The 18,240-nt window shown below is 33.6% G+C and carries 24 protein-coding genes and 1 pseudogene; 6 read left to right on the top strand and 19 right to left on the bottom strand.

Annotated features, from left to right (window positions below):
- The first annotated feature begins 18 nt into the window (after nucleotides 1-18).
- Entirely contained in the window at nucleotides 19-1,170 is a 1,152-nt protein-coding gene (chrA, locus tag Q1A01_RS04180) for a chromate efflux transporter (RefSeq protein WP_299676423.1), read from the top strand.
- 117 nt (nucleotides 1,171-1,287) lie between these two features.
- On the opposite strand, the gene Q1A01_RS04175 is transcribed toward chrA, so the two are convergent.
- The 16 genes and pseudogenes from Q1A01_RS04175 to Q1A01_RS04100 form a co-directional block, all read right to left on the bottom strand.
- Nucleotides 1,288-2,061 (bottom strand): CPBP family intramembrane glutamic endopeptidase, encoded by a 774-nt coding sequence (locus tag Q1A01_RS04175; protein ID WP_299676420.1) that lies wholly within the window; start codon nucleotides 2,059-2,061, stop codon nucleotides 1,288-1,290.
- Nucleotides 2,061-2,570 (bottom strand): hypothetical protein, encoded by a 510-nt coding sequence (locus Q1A01_RS04170; RefSeq protein WP_299676417.1) that lies wholly within the window; start codon nucleotides 2,568-2,570, stop codon nucleotides 2,061-2,063. The genes Q1A01_RS04175 and Q1A01_RS04170 overlap by 1 nt, the downstream gene beginning before the upstream one ends.
- Before the next feature lie 141 nt (nucleotides 2,571-2,711).
- Nucleotides 2,712-5,321, bottom strand: coding sequence for a ribonucleoside-diphosphate reductase subunit alpha (locus Q1A01_RS04165; protein WP_299676414.1), 2,610 nt, complete (start codon nucleotides 5,319-5,321; stop codon nucleotides 2,712-2,714).
- 205 nt (nucleotides 5,322-5,526) lie between these two features.
- Nucleotides 5,527-6,513, bottom strand: a complete 987-nt coding sequence (locus tag Q1A01_RS04160; RefSeq protein ID WP_299676411.1) for a ribonucleotide-diphosphate reductase subunit beta — start codon at nucleotides 6,511-6,513, stop codon at nucleotides 5,527-5,529.
- 436 nt (nucleotides 6,514-6,949) lie between these two features.
- Nucleotides 6,950-7,837 carry a M20/M25/M40 family metallo-hydrolase gene (locus tag Q1A01_RS04155; RefSeq protein ID WP_299676408.1) on the bottom strand — a complete coding sequence of 296 codons (888 nt, stop codon included), beginning with the start codon at nucleotides 7,835-7,837 and terminating at the stop codon, nucleotides 6,950-6,952.
- A 160-nt stretch (nucleotides 7,838-7,997) separates the two neighbouring features.
- Nucleotides 7,998-8,585, bottom strand: coding sequence for a hypothetical protein (locus tag Q1A01_RS04150; RefSeq protein WP_299676404.1), 588 nt, complete (start codon nucleotides 8,583-8,585; stop codon nucleotides 7,998-8,000).
- A gap of 139 nt (nucleotides 8,586-8,724) precedes the next feature.
- Nucleotides 8,725-8,877 (bottom strand): hypothetical protein, encoded by a 153-nt coding sequence (locus Q1A01_RS04145; RefSeq protein WP_299676401.1) that lies wholly within the window; start codon nucleotides 8,875-8,877, stop codon nucleotides 8,725-8,727.
- Between the two features lie 82 nt (nucleotides 8,878-8,959).
- Entirely contained in the window at nucleotides 8,960-9,259 is a 300-nt protein-coding gene (locus tag Q1A01_RS04140; RefSeq protein ID WP_299676398.1) for an HPF/RaiA family ribosome-associated protein, read from the bottom strand.
- A 26-nt stretch (nucleotides 9,260-9,285) separates the two neighbouring features.
- Nucleotides 9,286-9,968, bottom strand: a pseudogene (locus Q1A01_RS04135) (type 1 glutamine amidotransferase domain-containing protein).
- Between the two features lie 197 nt (nucleotides 9,969-10,165).
- On the bottom strand, nucleotides 10,166-10,864 hold the full coding sequence (locus tag Q1A01_RS04130; RefSeq protein WP_299676395.1) for an OmpA family protein: 699 nt from the start codon (nucleotides 10,862-10,864) through the stop codon (nucleotides 10,166-10,168).
- A gap of 7 nt (nucleotides 10,865-10,871) precedes the next feature.
- Nucleotides 10,872-11,330, bottom strand: coding sequence for a lipocalin family protein (locus Q1A01_RS04125; RefSeq protein WP_299676392.1), 459 nt, complete (start codon nucleotides 11,328-11,330; stop codon nucleotides 10,872-10,874).
- Nucleotides 11,331-11,645: 315 nt separating this feature from the next.
- Nucleotides 11,646-12,116 carry a hypothetical protein gene (locus tag Q1A01_RS04120; protein ID WP_299676390.1) on the bottom strand — a complete coding sequence of 157 codons (471 nt, stop codon included), beginning with the start codon at nucleotides 12,114-12,116 and terminating at the stop codon, nucleotides 11,646-11,648.
- A 32-nt stretch (nucleotides 12,117-12,148) separates the two neighbouring features.
- Entirely contained in the window at nucleotides 12,149-12,613 is a 465-nt protein-coding gene (locus Q1A01_RS04115; RefSeq protein WP_299676388.1) for a hypothetical protein, read from the bottom strand.
- Nucleotides 12,614-12,654: 41 nt separating this feature from the next.
- Nucleotides 12,655-12,810, bottom strand: coding sequence for a hypothetical protein (locus Q1A01_RS04110; RefSeq protein ID WP_299676386.1), 156 nt, complete (start codon nucleotides 12,808-12,810; stop codon nucleotides 12,655-12,657).
- A 101-nt stretch (nucleotides 12,811-12,911) separates the two neighbouring features.
- Nucleotides 12,912-13,046, bottom strand: coding sequence for a hypothetical protein (locus tag Q1A01_RS04105; protein ID WP_299676385.1), 135 nt, complete (start codon nucleotides 13,044-13,046; stop codon nucleotides 12,912-12,914).
- 174 nt (nucleotides 13,047-13,220) lie between these two features.
- The gene (locus tag Q1A01_RS04100; protein ID WP_299676383.1) at nucleotides 13,221-13,382 is read right to left on the bottom strand and encodes a DUF1328 family protein; all 162 of its coding nucleotides are present in this window, start codon (nucleotides 13,380-13,382) and stop codon (nucleotides 13,221-13,223) included.
- Between the two features lie 225 nt (nucleotides 13,383-13,607).
- Here Q1A01_RS04100 and Q1A01_RS04095 point away from each other — a divergent pair, with 225 nt between their 5' ends.
- From Q1A01_RS04095 to Q1A01_RS04085, 3 genes are read left to right on the top strand one after another with little or no spacing between them, the layout of a single operon-like run.
- Nucleotides 13,608-14,120: a DNA adenine methylase gene (locus Q1A01_RS04095; RefSeq protein ID WP_299676381.1), complete on the top strand. Its 513-nt coding sequence runs from the start codon at nucleotides 13,608-13,610 to the stop codon at nucleotides 14,118-14,120.
- Between the two features lie 38 nt (nucleotides 14,121-14,158).
- Entirely contained in the window at nucleotides 14,159-14,854 is a 696-nt protein-coding gene (locus tag Q1A01_RS04090; protein ID WP_299676379.1) for a hypothetical protein, read from the top strand.
- A complete protein-coding gene (locus Q1A01_RS04085) occupies nucleotides 14,829-15,242 on the top strand; it encodes a hypothetical protein (protein ID WP_299676377.1) in 414 nt (137 codons plus the stop codon). Before Q1A01_RS04090 ends, Q1A01_RS04085 begins: the two co-directional genes overlap by 26 nt.
- A gap of 250 nt (nucleotides 15,243-15,492) precedes the next feature.
- Here Q1A01_RS04085 and Q1A01_RS04080 read toward each other — a convergent pair whose 3' ends face one another.
- Nucleotides 15,493-15,942 carry a hypothetical protein gene (locus tag Q1A01_RS04080; protein ID WP_299676375.1) on the bottom strand — a complete coding sequence of 150 codons (450 nt, stop codon included), beginning with the start codon at nucleotides 15,940-15,942 and terminating at the stop codon, nucleotides 15,493-15,495.
- A 3-nt stretch (nucleotides 15,943-15,945) separates the two neighbouring features.
- The gene (locus Q1A01_RS04075; RefSeq protein WP_299676373.1) at nucleotides 15,946-16,968 is read right to left on the bottom strand and encodes an RHS repeat-associated core domain-containing protein; all 1,023 of its coding nucleotides are present in this window, start codon (nucleotides 16,966-16,968) and stop codon (nucleotides 15,946-15,948) included.
- A gap of 167 nt (nucleotides 16,969-17,135) precedes the next feature.
- Here Q1A01_RS04075 and Q1A01_RS04070 point away from each other — a divergent pair, with 167 nt between their 5' ends.
- Together Q1A01_RS04070 and Q1A01_RS04065 are read left to right on the top strand one after the other, a co-directional pair.
- A complete protein-coding gene (locus Q1A01_RS04070) occupies nucleotides 17,136-17,396 on the top strand; it encodes a hypothetical protein (RefSeq protein ID WP_299676371.1) in 261 nt (86 codons plus the stop codon).
- A gap of 6 nt (nucleotides 17,397-17,402) precedes the next feature.
- Nucleotides 17,403-17,696, top strand: a complete 294-nt coding sequence (locus Q1A01_RS04065; protein WP_299676369.1) for a type II toxin-antitoxin system RelE/ParE family toxin — start codon at nucleotides 17,403-17,405, stop codon at nucleotides 17,694-17,696.
- A 5-nt stretch (nucleotides 17,697-17,701) separates the two neighbouring features.
- Here the strand turns inward: Q1A01_RS04065 and Q1A01_RS04060 are convergent, their stop codons facing one another.
- Nucleotides 17,702-18,229 carry a lecithin retinol acyltransferase family protein gene (locus Q1A01_RS04060; RefSeq protein WP_299676366.1) on the bottom strand — a complete coding sequence of 176 codons (528 nt, stop codon included), beginning with the start codon at nucleotides 18,227-18,229 and terminating at the stop codon, nucleotides 17,702-17,704.
- Between the last annotated feature and the right edge of the window lie 11 nt (nucleotides 18,230-18,240).

Here is an 18,240-nt window from a genome sequence, read left to right as displayed (position 1 = left end):
GTCTTTTTATATAAATCAATGAATACGCTTTCGCGAAAACCAAAACAACCACAACCCACTAATAAACTTAAAGAAGTAGCGATGGTCTTCTTTAAATTAGGGTGTTTTGCCTTTGGAGGACCTGCAGCGCATATTGCGATGATGGAAGATGAAATCATCACCAAGCGCAAATGGATGACTAGAGCGCACTTTTTAGACCTTATAGGGGCTACCAATCTTATTCCGGGTCCTAACTCAACAGAAATGACCATGCACTGCGGTCATGAACGTGCAGGAAGCAAAGGACTCTTTGTTGCTGGAATTGCTTTTATCATTCCTGCAGTTATCATCACCGCATTGCTTGCCTATTTATATGTATCATATGGAGAATTACCTGAGGTCGCTCCTTTCCTTTTTGGAATAAAGCCCGCTGTATTGGCAATTATAGCTTCAGCTATATTAAAACTAGGAAAGAAAGCCATCAAAACAACAGATCTTGTCGTGATCGGAATACTTGTATTAATCGCAGCATTATTAGGCGTACACGAAGTACTTGCGTTATTAGGTGCTGGCGTTATAGGCACTCTATATTTTTATCTAAAATCAAAAACAAATACAACAAAGGCAATTATTCCTTTTCCAATAGTAGCTTCTTCATTACTTCTTAAAACACCTGTATTTAAGGTGTTTTTGACATTCCTTAAAGTAGGTGCTATTCTTTATGGAAGTGGTTATGTCTTGTTTGCCTATTTAGATGCAGAACTCGTCACCAAAGGCTGGCTCACCAGAACCGAACTTATAGATGCCATTGCTGTTGGTCAATTTACACCTGGTCCCGTACTCTCTACAGCTACTTTTATAGGGTATCAGCTTTCTGGGTTTGGAGGAGCATTAGCTGCCACCACAGGTATTTTCTTACCTTCTTTCTTATTTGTATTGATCCTGAATCCTTTTGTATCTAAAATGCGTTCTTCAAAAATATTAAGTTACTTTCTTGATACTGTAAATGTTGCTGCTGTTGCCGTCATGCTTTCCGTATTAATCACCATGAGTATAGACACCCTTACTGATTGGCGTGCTTTTGTCATCGCTGGTATCAGTGCTTTCTTTATATTCAGTAAATGGAAAATAAGTGTGATGTGGCTTATTGCTGGTGGCGCAATTCTTGGATATCTATTACAACTTATATAGAAGAAATGCCTGTTATATATGCTCCTGCCTACCGGCAGGCAGGTTCGCGAAAGCGAACTTATGAGATTCACGACCATTTGGAAAGCGAAGCGCTAGAGGATACATCCGAATATTACATCAAAAAGCTTCAAGTATATTAGGATTGAAATATGCATAGTCTAGCATTAATACTATAAAATTATGTATAAAATGTACTACCATAGATAACCACAAAGTATTGTACCGCTGTCTCAAATACCCCAAAAACAATCCAAATGGAAAAATCCAGATAAAAGAAATAAAAGAGAAGTGAACGAGCGCAAAAAGAAAAGAAGTAGCAATGATAGTTACTTGAACAGAGCTTACTTTACGCATTTCATTAAATAAAAATCCTCTAAAGGCAAGTTCCTCAAAAATAGGAGGTAGTATCGCTGTAAATAAAATTGCCCAAAATAAGGTGTTTTTATAGCGTATGTATTCACCAAATATATTTTCATCATACCAACCCAATGCATCATTTAACCACTCAATACCATAATATACCAGAAAAGCGCTTCCTATAGGAACCAAAAACATCATCAACACTCCTTTTACCTCTATATGTGGTAGTTGATATAACTTCATGATATTTTTCCAATCTAACAAGCAAAACCCCAGTGTCATTAAGATAAAAATAGCCTCTACAACAACCTCAGAGAGAAAGCTAAATCCATTACTAAAGACTGCAACATTTATAATAGCCAATAAGAGAAATGCTAAATAAAAAGCGATGATGTAATAGACACTCTTCTGAACTCCTTTATGCACAGGAACAATAACAGATGTACCACACTGAGAGCAAAATTTTGCAATAGTTGGCAACGAGGCTGAGCAATGAAGGCAATAATTTATAGGTGTTGGGGTTTCTTCCACTAGGTATTTTTTATTTGTAATGCTGCATTAATTCCTCTGGCCAAATAAACAATTACAAAAACTTTCAAAAGCAAACCAGTTATGATAGATGAAGGTTCATAAATAGCCCCGAGCACAATCACTGTAAGATATACGAGCAACCCTAAGATTAACGCTATCAATGATTTTTGCTGTGACCAATACCCTAGCACTAAATAAATAACAGATAAGATTGTAAAATAAATAAGTAATGAGAGATCTTGATCACTTTGGAAGAAATAATAAATCCCCCAGAGAAAATTTATCCCAGCAATAATAAACAATATATTACGTGCCCCAGTAATTCCTTGTCGTGCGTCACTAGAATTACGTACATCTAGTATACGACGTGCATGAAATTTTGTTTGTTCTTCTTCTGATCCTTTTTCTGGATACCCACAAGAGATACAAAAGATATAGTGCTCTTCCATAGCCGAAGCACATAAAGAGCATTGTAAATACTCAGAAATATCTTTAATATCTTCTTCCATAGGCTATCATTGTTTTTTAGATCAATATATAATAAAAATAGATACACTTAGTCGTATACATGACAAAACCCAGTTTTCAAATTTGAAAACTGGGTTTTTCTATTAACACTTCGTATTATTTTTGCTTTTGCAAAAGAGATATTAAGAACCACACATTAAGCAGTCATCATCTCCTTGAGATGCTTTTGCTTGTGCTATAATTGCTTTCATCTCTTCTGGCGTCATAGGCGCTGTATTAGGCGCTGATGAAGTTTGTGTTTGCCCTTGAAGATTTGATTGTTGTACTTCATAAGAAGCTGATGGCTCCTCTAAACTCATCTGTACTTGCATCTCAGCAGCTGCTTGCGCATGCTCTACTACTTGTGATGATACATTTGTAGTATTTGATGACGGAAGTGGCGTTACTGGTTGTTGCGTTGCTGTTAGCTTTTGAGCAGCTCTAGCGGCTACTTGCTGCTGTGCAGGTTTTGGCGCACTTTTCTTCTCTGCAGACAGTGTAAATTTCTTAGCATCTACAGCAGATTTTGTACGTAGGTAATACATACCTGTTTTTAATCCGCTTTGCCATGCATAGAAATGCATTGATGTCAGTTTTGCAAAGTTTGCACCTTCCATAAACAAGTTCAGTGATTGAGACTGATCAATAAAGTATCCTCTATGACGAGACATATCTATGATATCTTTCATACTCATCTCCCAAACTGTTTTGTACAGTTCTTTTAATTCTTGAGGAATTACATCAATTCCTTGAATAGATCCATTAGCGCGCATGATCGCTGCTTTTAGATCATCATTCCAAAGATTAAGTGACACTAGATCTTCAAGAAGGTGTTTATTTACAACAATAAACTCTCCTGATAATACACGACGTGTATAAATATTTGATGTATAAGGCTCAAACGCTTCGTTATTCCCTAAAATTTGAGATGTAGAGGCAGTAGGCATAGGAGCAACTAATAATGAGTTACGCACTCCGTACTCCATCACTTCTTTACGCAGTGATGCCCAATCCCAACGACCACTTAATTCTTCATCTTTTATATTCCAAAGATTATATTGGAATTCTCCTTTTGATATTGGAGACCCTTCAAATGATGAGTATGCACCTTCTTTGATCGCTAAATCTTTAGAAGCTGTTACTGCTGCAAAATAAAGTGTTTCAAAAATCTCTTGATTCAATTTTTTTGCTTCATCACTTGTAAAAGGCAAACGCAGTTTGATAAATGTATCTGCTAATCCCTGCACTCCTAATCCAATAGGACGATGACGCATATTTGAATTTTCTGCTTCTTTAACTGGATAGTAGTTACGATCTATAACAGTATTTAAGTTTTTAGTCGCTCTTACTGTAATGTTATATAGTTCTTGATGATCAAAAGCACCATCTTTAATAAACATAGGAAGCGCTATAGAAGCAAGGTTACATACTGCTATCTCATCTGGTGATGTATACTCAAGAATCTCTGTACATAAATTTGATGAACGTATTGTTCCAAGATTCTTCTGATTAGATTTACGGTTTGCTGCATCCTTATAAAGCATATATGGAGTTCCTGTCTCAATTTGAGATTCCATAATTTTCTCCCAAAGTTCGCGAGCCTTAATCGTTCTACGACCTTTACCTTCCTCTTCATATTTTGTATACAGCGCTTCAAACTCATCTCCATACACGTCAAAAAGATTAGGACATTCGTTTGGACACATCAAAGTCCATGGCCCATCTTCTTGCACTCTTTTCATGAACAGATCTGAAATCCACATTGCATAAAATAAATCACGCGCTCTCATTTCTTCGGCTCCGTGATTCTTCTTAAGGTCTAAGAAATCAAAGATATCTGCATGCCATGGTTCCATATACATTGCAAAAGAACCTTTACGCTTTCCTCCTCCTTGATCTACATATCTTGCTGTATCATTAAATACTTTAAGCATAGGAACAATTCCATTAGAAGTACCATTAGTTCCTCCTATATACGATCCTTTTGCACGGATATTATGAATAGATAATCCTATCCCTCCTGCACTTTGCGAAATTTTTGCAGTTTGTTTAAGCGTATCATAAATACCATCTATACTGTCTTCTTTCATTGTCAGTAGGAAACAAGATGACATTTGTGGTTTTGGCGTCCCTGAATTAAACAAGGTAGGTGTTGCGTGTGTAAAATATTTTTTAGACATCAACTCATATGTTTCTCTTGCTGCATCTAAGTCATTCAAGTGAATTCCTATAGACACACGCATTAACATATGTTGTGGACGCTCGGCAATTTTACCATTTATTTTTAAAAGGTATGAACGCTCTAATGTTTTGAATCCAAAATAATCGTATCCAAAATCACGATTATAAATAATCATAGAATCAATTGCATCTTTATTGTCCATCATTACTTGATAAACATCATCTGCAATCATTGGAGCTTCTTTCCCTGTACGAGGGTTTACATACTCATATAAGTCTGTCATCACTTCTGAGAAAGACTTTTTTGTATTTTTATGTAGGTTTGATACAGAGATACGCGCTGCAAGTTTTGCATAATCAGGATGACTTGTGGTCATTGACGCTGCTGTTTCTGCTGCAAGATTATCAAGTTCACTTGTAGTAACTCCATCATAAAGACCTTCGATAACACGCATCGAAATCTTTACAGGATCCACAAAATTACTTAACCCATAGCATAATTTTTTTACTCTTGCGGTAATTTTATCAAACATGACCGGTTCCTGACGGCCATCTCTTTTCACTACATACATACACTTAAAATATTTATTTTCCCCAAAAAGTCTTCCCCCTGTTGAGAAAAAGGTTTGTTAATTTGATACATACAGTTATTCCCAAAAACTGTATGAGTTATGATTTGTTATTATTGAAATTCACAAAAGGCATTTCAAGTTATACCATTTTGCGAAAGGCGATCTTTAAAACGTATTACAAAAAGACCTAAAAGCTTATACTTATTTAGAATGAAGCGTCAAAACTAATTTTTTGACCTTCTCCATTGTCATCCTTATCTTTTACAACACCAGCTTTTTGATATTCTCCTACTCTCTTTTCGAAGAAGTTTGTTTTCCCTTGTAATGAAATCATATCCATGAAGTCAAAAGGATTTGCTGTATTGTATACTTTCTCACAGTTTAATTCTGTCAGTAAGCGGTCTGTCACATACTCTAAGTATTGTGTCATTAAAGTTGCGTTCATACCAATTAAGCTCACAGGCAATGATTCGGTAATAAACTCACGCTCTATATCTAAAGCGTTTACGATAATTTCTTTAATGCGTTCTGTAGGCACTTTGTTAATCAAGTGATGATTGTGTAAGTGAACTGCAAAGTCACAATGCACTCCTTCGTCACGTGAGATTAACTCATTAGAAAAAGTAAGTCCAGGCATTAGGCCTCTTTTCTTTAACCAATAAATAGAACAAAAAGCTCCAGAGAAGAAAATACCTTCTACGGCTGCAAATGCAATAAGACGCTCAGCAAAGCTTGGACTATCTATCCATTTTAGAGCCCAGTCTGCTTTTTTCTTAATTGCAGGAAAGTTTTCTAAGGCATTAAATAATTTATCTTTTTCTGCTTCATCTTTCACATAGGTATCGATAAGCAGTGAGTAGGTTTCAGAATGGATATTCTCCATCATAATTTGGAATCCATAAAAGAATTTTGCTTCAGAGTATTGTACTTCATTAACAAAGTTTTCAGCAAGATTTTCATTTACAATTCCATCAGATGCGGCAAAAAAAGCTAGAATATGTTTAATAAAATAACGTTCATCATCATTAAGTTTTGTCGCCCAATCTGTAAGATCTTGATGCAAATCAATTTCTTCTGCAGTCCAAAAACTAGCTTCCGATTTCTTATACCACTCCCAAATATCATGGTGTTGGATAGGAAATATCACAAATCTGTCTTTATTTTCTGCTAAGATAGGCTCTACTACACTCATTGTCCGTTATGATTTAAATTGATTTCTTTTTCATTCCACTAGGGACTAACAAATATCAATAAAAAAGAGAGCGAGCTATAGGTTTTAACGTTATGGTTATCCACAAAGTTTTCAACATTCGCTAAAACCGAATTTTCTTATATTTTTGTTAAACAAAACACATAATACACTGATAATCAAATATATAAATTCTTAACTTTTATACACAAAATAGCATCCAAATAAGAGGTAAAAACGGCCTCACCAAGGGATTTTACACTTGATTCCAATTATTTTTGATAACGTTTTGATAACATTGAGAATTAAAGTTATGTATAATCAAAAAAAAAAGATTAAACAGATTTATTTTATACTTGTATCAATTTTTTACAACATATCTTTTTATCAAATACTTAGATCGTATTTACCTCTGAAAAGCAAAAAATAACACTAGTTTTTAAAGTCCGTTTGCGTCAATTTCCATAAAAATAGAGAGGATTATTTGAACAGAATTTTTATAAAATTCTGGAGTGATATTTTCATAATCATCTGAAGGGTGGTGATATCCTGAGTGATCTTCATTTCCAAAATACAAAAAAGGAATTCTCTCTTTATGAAAAGCAGCATGATCTGAAGCATTTGTCCAGTTTTGTTTTTTATCTAACCCATCATGTCCTATTAAAAGTTTAGATGAAGTAGGATTTTCAAAGTTTTCTATGATAGATTTCAATTGTTCGTTATGTGGTGTTCCTACAACATAGAGTTCATTTTTAGCACTGCGACTTATCATATCCATATTGATGTTTGCTACAATATGAGCTCCCTTCATTTTATCTACAAAATAATAGGCTCCTTTAAGACCTAATTCTTCGGCATCAAAAGCAGCTAATACAACTGTATGTTTTGGAGGGTTTTTAGCGAGATATTCTGCAAAGGCAAATAAGGCAGCTATTCCAGAAGCATCATCATCGGCACCATTATAGATTTCTCCTTTTTCAACTCCTACATGATCATAATGCGCACTTACTACAATATATTTCTCTGGATAATCCGTTCCTTTAATCTGTCCTAAAATGTTTGCTGCATTGTATTCTTTTCCCCTTATTTCAAAAGTAAATTTATGTTCATACTTACTACCAAAAGGAGCTACCTGTAAACTGTCAAATGTTTTGACCACATAAGCTCTTGCAAGCAATCCTCCTTTTTCACCTGTCTTTCTTCCCTCAAAGCTATCTGAAGAGAGTGTCTTAACACGCTCTAATAATTTTGCTTCATCAAAGGATTGTGCAGTACTAGCAAATCCTATAAAAATTAATAATACTAGAAAAGGGATTTTCTTTTTCATCTATTTGATTTTAGATATTAAAAGACTAAGATACTGAACGCATCGTAAATTTTATTTTATACGCTTTCGCGAAAGCGCACCAAGAAAGAAAACCATTTATATGCAAAAAAAATCTTCCCTCAAGGAAAGATCTTTTTCAATTATTATATCTAACTATTTATTATTTAGAATAAATTACAGTCGCATCTTCTAAATCTGATTTGAAAGAAGATAAATTTTCAACATACTTATATTGATCATTAAATACTCTATCTGGTTTTTCTCCTACAATAATATGTTTTACATTCAAATCTGGCGCATTTAGTACCACTTGGTCAGAAATTCTCATTTTTTGATCTCCTATGGCAGTTGAGCCTTCTTTCAATTCTGAAATTACAAATAATTTATCATCTGTAGCGATGATTTCTTTAATCTTGATAGAATGTTCGTTATCTGTCACTTCTGCTTCAACAACTAAATTGAGCTCTTCTTTATCGGCAGTAGTATTTGGCATATCTACGTCTAAATAAGGGACTTCTATCTCTTCTTCTTCAGTTACAATCACGACTTTAGGTATTGTTACTGTTTTGGTACGAGTTCCTACGTTTACTTCTGCCCAATCAACATCAAAGCTTGGCAATTGTCCTGCTTCTGTTTGAACATCTACATCTATTTCAGGAAGTTCTGCTTCTTTTTTTTGAGAAATATCACAACTTGTTACTAATAATGTAATCGCTGCTAATCCTGTTATTCCTATTATCTTTTTCATAATTTTTATTTTGGTTAAAGCTGTAATTATATGGTTATTAAACTTTTAGTATAGTGTATGTACAGCTTTGTTATCATGCCACTATCACTATGTATTGTATAAATTTTCTATAAATGGTATTTGATATACTTATTTGAAATTAAAACACATCAAGATAAAATCCTGTTGCTACTACTGCTATAGCAAGAGCTATCAGTACACCTACTATAAATCTAGTAGTGTTTACGGTAATATCATTTTTTTGAAATATGTAATCATCTCTTTTTTCTTCTTCTTCTTTTATAAATTTCATAATGTGTGTTTTTAATTAATTATTATTTCATCCCCAAAAATTCTAAATGAGTTTTGGGAATATTAAGTACTTGTTTAAAATATTAGTGTGATTGCATCATACTTTTACGTTTTTCTAATTGTTGATCGAGCTCTCTCGAACATTCCGAGATAGAGCCTTCAAAACTTGTGGTGTCTGAAGATGCAAACAGTCTTGGTCCTGGGGCGCTTAATCGTATACTGCAAACATGCCCTGTCCCATCTGATTTGTTTTCTTTTTTAAAGAAAACATCTCCTCGTATTAAAAATGGATACTTTTTTTCTAAATTGCTAAGTAACTCTTCAGTGTACCCTTCCAAACGTTTACTTCCGCTTATATTTTGATATTCAAATACTATATTCATATGTTTTATATTATGGTTATTATTAATTATGCTTCTAATTTTTCTAAGAGTAGTTGTGCTACTTTTTCTGAAGATGCTGGATTTTGACCAGTTATAAGTAATCCATCTGCTATGGCGTAGGGCTGCCAATCCTCTTTTTTAGAGTATATACTCCCTCGATTTTTCAGCATATCTTCAACTAAAAAAGGCACTACATCTGTAAGAGCTACTGCAGCTTCTTCACTATTTGAGAAGCCAGTTACTTTTTTATCTTTTACCAAAGGAGTCCCATCTTCTTTTTTGTATGTTTAAATATTGCTGGAGCATGGCATACAGCACTTACAGGCTTTTCTTCTCTGTAAAATGACTCTATAAGTGTTATAGAATCATAATTTTCTGTCAAATCCCACAAAGGTCCGTGTCCACCAGGATAAAAAACAGCATCAAACGCTTCTCCGTTTATTTTTGATAAGGGAATTGTTTCTGACAATTCTTTCTGGGCTTGTTTATCTTTTTTGAATCTCACCGTTGCTGGTGTTTGTTGATCTGGAGCATCGCTCTTTGGATCTATAGGAGGTAATCCTCCTTTTGGTGAAGCAAGCGTAATAGAATGACCAGCATCTCTCACTATGTAATATGGATTTGCAAATTCTTCAATCCAAAATCCTGTCTTCTGTTTTGTATCTCCTAAATCTTCGTGACTGGTCAATACGAATAATATGTTTTTCATGCTCTTTTATTTTCTCTTTAATATGAGTGTTACTACACTCATTATTAACACATTACAAATATGCCATGATTTGCACGAAAATGTCTTATACAATTGTGAAGCATTGTTATAAGATTACAAGAAGTACGTACTTCTATATAAAAACCAAGGCTAGAGATAGTAATCTCTAGCCTTGGTAGCATTTTATTATTAAATAATTATTTTGAGTTTGCCTCTCTCATAGCATTAGTTTTCATGGTTTCATTAGGCACAATAGCCAATGTTACACGTCTATTTTCTGCTCTTCCTGCTGCAGTCGCATTTGAAGTTGCTGGCGCTGTTTCTCCATACCAAACCGTTGTTAAACGTCCTGAAGAGACTCCGTTAGAGGTTAAATATCCTGTTACTGCATTTGCTCTACGCTGTGATAATAATAAGTTAGAAGATTCGCTACCTACGTTGTCTGTATGTCCAGCTACAATAATATTTGTTTGTGTATATTCTTTCATCACATTTGCTAATTTACTTAGCAATACTTCGGATTCGTTATTAATATTATATTTAGCCGTATCAAAATAAACTCCAGAGTTTTCGTCAAATGTTACTACAATGCCATTGTCTATACGTTCTACCGTTGCTCCTGGAATTTCTTCTTCTATTTTCTGAGCTTGTTTGTCCATTTCATTTCCTATAATAATACCAGCTCCGCCACCTACTACGCCACCTATCACAGCACCTAATTCTGAGTTTTCGCCATCACCTACATTGTTTCCAATAACAGCCCCTAAAATGGCCCCTGTAGTAGCTCCTATGACAGCTCCTTTTTGCTTGTTATTTGCATTTCTTGTTGCTTCACATCCTACAGATAATACTGCACAAATTGTAACTATTGCTATTGTTCTTACTATTGATTTCATATTGTTTTTATTTTAAGTTTTTAGAAAAATTCATTCGTATAACAAAAGGTTTTCCCTCTAGTTGTACTTTTTGCTCAAATTGGAGTTGATTTTCAGACAAGTAAGAGATAGAGAGTCTAAACCCTTTTTCATCCATCGTCGAATTCTTTTTCTCGTCTGTAGGTTTTAAAATGATATCATATGTTGGATCAGTTTGATCAGATCCCGGCAAAGCCCAGATAAAATAACGCTTTCCTGCAGGACAGTTTGAACTTGTTATTTCATAGTTTCCAAAATTATTATTAGGTATAAATTGCCAAGTAGAACCTTCCAGACATTCCGCAGAGGTATCTCCAAAAATGGTTACATTAAAAACTCCATCTCGATTGTATGTAATATCATTTAACGTCCAATTTCCTTTTAGTGTTTTTTTTGATTCTTTAATTGTTTTTGATGTTCCGCAACTAGATAATATCATAGTGCACATAACTATCAACCATATGTTTTTCATGAGAATAATTTAAATTGTTTTATGTGTTGATTTTAGAATAAAATCATTTACTTTTTTGCTGTTACAAAGATGATTAGGTTTGTGTTGTTTTGTATTACACAATTTTTATGGAGTATTATATAATTATGAATTTCCACATAAAGAGTTCTACCACACGAAGTACTTATCCATATTCAATCAATATTTTACATATGAAAAAAGCCTCAAATCACATATTGTAATCTGAGGCTTTCAATGGGGATTTAGGGGTTATACGCTTTCGCGAAAGCGTATAAAACAGCATATATATTTCTAAAATTGGTATCTAATTCCGAGTGCAATATCGAAGTTAACATCGTCGTTAAAATCTTCATTAAATCCTAGTTCTGGTCGAAAATCTAGTGATAATAGTAATGGTATATCAAAATTATATTCTATCCCTACATCACCTGCTACTAATCCAAAGGTTCCGTCTACCTCTCCTGCATCAAAAGAACCTATTCCACCACCAGCGCCTACGTACCAGTTAAAATTTCCATCTAGTGGAAATACCCATTGATACAATCCTACCAATTTAAATGCTTCTACGTTGTTACTATCTCTCCAACCTAAGTCAAATTCTAAACGATTATTCTCATTAAGGTATCTTTGATAAGATACTTCACCTCCAAAACCGTCATTATCTCCAAGTCTTAAACCGATTGCATTTTTAGAAATTTCTTGAGCGTTTACTGAAAATGCGAAAGCTATGATTGCTACTATGCTTGTAATATATGTTTTCATATGTCTAATGTATTGTGATTATGGTCTTTTAATTATTTAGTTTTATTAAGATCTTCTACTACAATGGTAATATCTTCTACATCCTGCGAATCTACTTGATACGTACCTTCTTCAATTACGAATAGCGGTGTGCTATCTGATGACGTAATATATACACCTTCCGGAGTAGCAGTATAATTTAGACTATCTTCCACGTCTTTTTGGTATGTAATCAAAACTTCTTTATCGTAGCTAGTATCATTATCATGATCTATCATAATTATTTTTTCTACATATACAGGCGCATCTACTAAGCTCTGATTTAACTTTCCTGCATCTTCTACTTTAAAACTTAAATCTCTACGCTCTTTACTAATTGTTTTTATAGTGACAACTTCATTGTTATTAAGCTCATATTCCTTTATGGTTGTAATATTTGCTTCGTCTGTAATTGATTGAGCATTTACGGTTCCTGCAATTAATAATGAACATGCAATTGTTTTTAATATCGTTTTCATAATTTTTATTTTTTAAGTTATTATTTAAATGTTTTAGGAGTTTATTTTTTTGTTGCGTCGTCTATTTCATCTGTTACTTCCTCTACACTTTCTTCTACTGCATCTCCTACTTTTTCTGCTGTTGTTTTTTCTCTACAACTTGAAATAGAAATTGTAAATAATGCTAATGCTATGGCTGTAAAAATTGATTTTTTCATGGTTTTGTTATTTTAAATGTTATTGTCTTACTGTTTTATTTCTTACAGTACAAAGATGCGATGATTGTGTATGTTTTGTATTACACAATTTTCATCATGTGTTATATATTTACTACTAAATCCGTATCATCTGGTAGTGTATCAAAATTTTGTTCACCTATGGTATTTTCAAAATTTTCTGTGTTTACTATCGCAGGAAACACTCTGCCTACTTTTTCATACTGCTTGGTCATCATTTTAAAAATTAAATGGTTATACAATTGATTAAATTCTGATACAAATTTGAATCTTCTTAGCTTATTTACTATTATATAATTCTTTGCTAGTTTTACATAATCATCTATAGGTACGTATCATCAAGGCACAAAAAACCATAGTTTGTATACATAAACTATGGTTCATATTTTTATTTATTTTCTGATTCCTCCTCTAATTAAAGAGAATATAAAGAGTACAATAAATATGAAAAATAATATTTTTGCGATTCCTGAAGCTGCTCCAGCAATTCCTCCAAATCCTAATACTGCTGCAATAATTGCAATAATAATAAATGTAATAGTCCAACGTAACATAATGTAAAATTTTATAGTGGTTAGTAATTCTTTTTTAAGTAGTGATTTTCACTTCTCTTTTTGCACACCACAAAGATGCGGCTCGATGTGTGCTTTTCAGTTACACAATTCTTTTTTAATATTCTAATATTAAAAGATGTAGTACTAATGATCATTACTCTTTGAAGAAAAGAGCAGAAAGAAAGCAGCAAGGCTACCTATTCTGTAGCCTTGGCAATGTATCGAATGCCACACTTGTTTAACAAACTACAACAAGCTTGGGCATTTTACATCGCTACCAATATGGGTTTTGCCTGTAACGTGGGATCGTGGGGATATGATAAATATGGTAAGCGGGTTAAAGCTTTTAGGAATAAGAAGATTGCCTTTGATGAGTCCGTTTACAAACGATTAGAAAATACTCAGGTTGAAAATAATGATGCCTGCAAAGTCATTGCTAGTCGTGATGCCGTAGATGCTTTTCATTATATCGACCCGCCATATATCAATTCTGATCAAGGATTATATGAAGGTTATACCGAAAACGATTATCGTAATCTCTTGGATATGCTTTCTAGCATCAAAGGCAAGTTTCTCTTGTCGTCGTACCCTTCTAATATTTTGGATGAATACATCCAGAAAAATGGATGGTATACCAAACGATTTGAAAAACCACTCAATGCCAGTCTTGGTAAAAGTGGAGAGGCTCGAACTTCTAAAAAAGTAGAAGTACTCACCGCCAATTACCCTATTGAATAATACAAACAAATAATTATTAATTTTTAAAACTGAATATTATGGAAACACCCAGTATTGTTGATACGCTGATACAGAATATCACTACCGATCAAGAACTCTTAAAAGATGCTGATGCAAAGATCACTCAAGCCAAAGAAGAAAAAGCAACTGTTGCAGATCGTCTCAAAGGCTATCGAAAAGAAGCAGAAGTTTTTTTAAAGTATGCTAATCCAGAACAAAAGAAACAGATTGAAGCATTAGGTTTTGATACTGTTGAAACTAGAAGTTCATTAAATGATGTGGCCACACGAGCACTTAATATTATTATGGAGGCTAAAGATCATTCATTAACGAATGATGAACTCTATACCATCTATGCAGGGAGTCATAAAAACTCTAAAGAGGTAGTAAACTATACCGCCTTTAATATTAAATGTAGACCACTATTTAATAGCCAAAGATTATTACGTAAAAAAGCAGCAGACGGATTGTCTTCTCGTGAAGATATCATTTCATTAAATGGTACGCCTGTAAAAAAGAAGGAGCAACAAGATGAAAAAGATGATACTCAGAAAAAAGTTGACGAACCTCAAAAAGAAGAATCAAAGAAAGGAGTAGAGGAAGTAAAAAATACTTCTGATACTAAAGGTGATGTAACGAAAACTGAAAAGAAAGAACCTGTTAAAACGATTGCTCTTAAAAAAGGAACGTTAGAAAAAGATAAAAAGAATGATACGACAGGAACAAAAAAGTAAAGCTCTTGATCACGCTATGTGGCTCAATTTTGAACATCGTACTGATAATAAGGAGTATGGTGTTGTACAAAGCATAGAACACGATTATCTAGTAATACCAAAAAATCATCCGACAGTTGAAGGAGAAACCTTTGAAATATTACCCGATAGTTACGCTTCCCTTTCCTATGATCGGATTGCTGAAATCTTTGCAGATCGTAATTCATTGTGGTTTTGGGAAGAACTTCAAGGAATGTTCTCTACGGCAAACGGAGAATTATTACGATTTATCCTTGCCTATGATATCCCGCTTGAAAAACTCATTCGTTACAGTTTATCTGCTCGTGGATACGATAAAGATCAAAAATGGGTTGGATTTAACAAAGCCAAAGAGATTTGGTTAGAATAACTACATATTTTTAAACACCTTTCTTTTGAGATTGGTGTTTTTTTATGACCTAATTTGATACACGACGATTTAAAGAATCCTTATTTTAAGACCTCTAAGCGATTTTCTTTTTTACCAACATATCAATGAACGAAGAAAAACAGTAATTAACTTTTTAGCCAACTACTGTTTTTTAATAATTTAAGTTGTCATCTTTAACAATGACCTATTTTGGGACATTACCCAGTTTGACCTATTACCCTATTATGCTTTATTTTATTTTAAAATTACTGTGCATGAAATAATCTCTAGAAATTTCAATTATTAATTCATAATCATCACTAAAGATTAAAGTTTCCCATTGAGTACTGGCTATAAAATCCTCCCATTCACTTATAAAAATACTTACAGGAATAGTAATTGCCGCCTCTTTCGTACCATATAAAATGATTATTTTCTTTTTTTGTGACAAGTTAGATTTTTTAAGTGCTATCTCAATTTCATTTTCCTCTCCTTCATTATCAAAGAAAAATTTAAAATGATTAGACATTTTTTGCCAATCTATATTGGTGTTTTCTCTATTAACATCTTTAAAATTAGTCAAAGGAATATCAAGTTTTTTAGCTAAACTTTTAAAATAGCTATTTGAATCACTATCAATAATATCAACATCTTCAATGTGTTCAACTAATTTCCAGTTTTTTATATCTTCTTTATTCATAATTTAAAAAGTACTATTTTTAATAATTTGGTCTATTTGATTCTGTCCTGAATTAATAAGAATAGCTCCTTTTTCTTTACCATTCCACCAATTGATATGACCTCCTTTAGTTCCATCGTAATCAACTCGCCAACCTTTCTTGCCGTTAGCAGACTGATAACCAACTTTTACGCCATCTTGACTACCAAATTTACCTAATTTTTCGACAGCATCATCGCCTAATCCACCTATCACATCTTCAGCAACTTTTATACCATCATTTAGTGAATTACTACCTTCCTTAAGCGCCGTCACAATTTCTTTTCCTAGCTTTCCACTTTCATCCTGTATTTTTCCCGTACCCTGAACCAAATCAGCAACTTCATCTGAATACTTTACCACATTATCCATTTGTTTGAAGCCTTTAATAGCCACTTTACTTAACTTACCTAATTTGGCAAAAGGAATAAAACTTGCAAGACCCCAAGCAACTGCTTCGGCTCTATTATATTGCTGTCCATCGAAATTTTCTCCTGTAACAACACCATAACCATCTTCTACAGGAGTTCCATATCTTAATACTTGTTTCGCATCACTTTTATATGTGCTATAATAAGCAGATGTTAATGATTCTCCCTCTGATACTTTTTTAACAATTTCTAAGCCTCTATTTAATACATATAGACCTGTCCCCAAAAGCCCTCCTTTGGCTCCTCCACAACATCCATTTGGACTCATCCCATCAGGGTCGGTAAAATAAATAGGATTATCAAATGCAAAATTATATGGAGAATGCCTTCTCATTGCTTCTGCTAATGGATCAAGATTCATCCATCTTGCTATCGCAGGGTCATAATTACGAGCAGATACATCATACCAATCGAGTCCAAGTTCTTCTCCAAACTCCTTTCCTCCGAAAGAAAAACGGTTCGCAACGCTGTTCGAATTGGATGTTACCACGTCGTTGTACCCTTGTTGCTGTAATCCAAATGGATAGTAACTAAGGCTAATTTTTAAGAGCTTTTGACCTTTTTTAGAGTATGCCAATCTTAATCTTGGCTCATTCTCGATATGTAATTGTAGACATCCCATTTGCAATACCTACGAAGCTACTGAATTGTCATATACTGTCATAATCCTTTTGGATAGATTTTTGATACCCATACCATAACGGGAAGAACTTTCGTTATATTTGTGATATAATACCTCTAATTATGGGAGCAGTAGAACTTAGAAATAAATTAATAGAAATTATCAGTAACTCAGATGAGCGCTTTTTGAGAATGGTTAATGCGCTTCATAAAACCTACAAAGAAGATATTTCTGATGAAGATGAAGTCGTTGCTTATACTATAAAAGGAGAAGCTCTTACTAAAAATGATATTGTTGAGAATAATAATGAGGCAATAAAATCAATTGAAAGAGGAGAATTTAAGACGCACTCTGAAATCCGTCAAAAGTACGCCAGACACTAAAGAAGTATGGCAAAGAATTACGATCAAATCATCTGGTCTACTCAATCGGAAGTTGATCTAGATGACATTTTAGAATACTATCTAGAAGTTTCTCCAGAAAAAGCATATATCCACATTAACGATATTATTGATGCTGTAGAACAAACTGTTTTTTCTGAACAATGGCAGATCGATGAATATGACCCTTCTTGTAGAAGAGTTATAGTAAAAAGAAAATATCGAGTTTATTACAAGGTAGAGGATACAACTGTTCGTGTAACTAGAGTGTATCCAACTCAAAAAAATCCTGAAGGAATTTAAAATACTTAATCTACTTCTTCATCCTCTCTATACGCGAGTCCTTTTAAAAGTAAACCAACAGCTAAAGCAGCAAGACCCCAACCAGTAGCTTTAGAATTAGATTTTAACAAACCTCCAACTACAAGTGCTCCTCCTGCTACAGTTAAACCAGTACCTGCACTATCTACTTGTTCACTATATTTTTCTCCAAAAATCACCCAATTTTTAAAATGTTCACAGTTATTTCCTAAAAAACTATATACTGTTTTCCCAATTTTTGATTTTGCTCTTCTTACGGCAATATCACGTTCAATATAATTTCCTTCAAATTTTTCAATGCGTTCTGGCACGTAGGTCTGAAGTTGCTCATTGATTTTTGCTTCAGGAATAATTTGTACTCCTTCTGTAAAGTTTGCTATAAATTCAGGTTTGCCGAATCTATTATTTCCTAAATAAATAGCGAAATGATCAAACATTCCAAAAACTTTTTTTCTTAATACAATTACATCCGCTGGACGAAGTTGATTTTCTTTAATAAACATTTTAGTATTCATAATAGTTTTTT

This window comes from uncultured Dokdonia sp. (assembly GCF_947492815.1).
GTDB lineage: Bacteria > Bacteroidota > Bacteroidia > Flavobacteriales > Flavobacteriaceae > Dokdonia.
The sequence above is the reverse complement of the archived record's forward strand: the minus strand, read 5'-3'. Positions and strand labels throughout refer to the sequence as shown.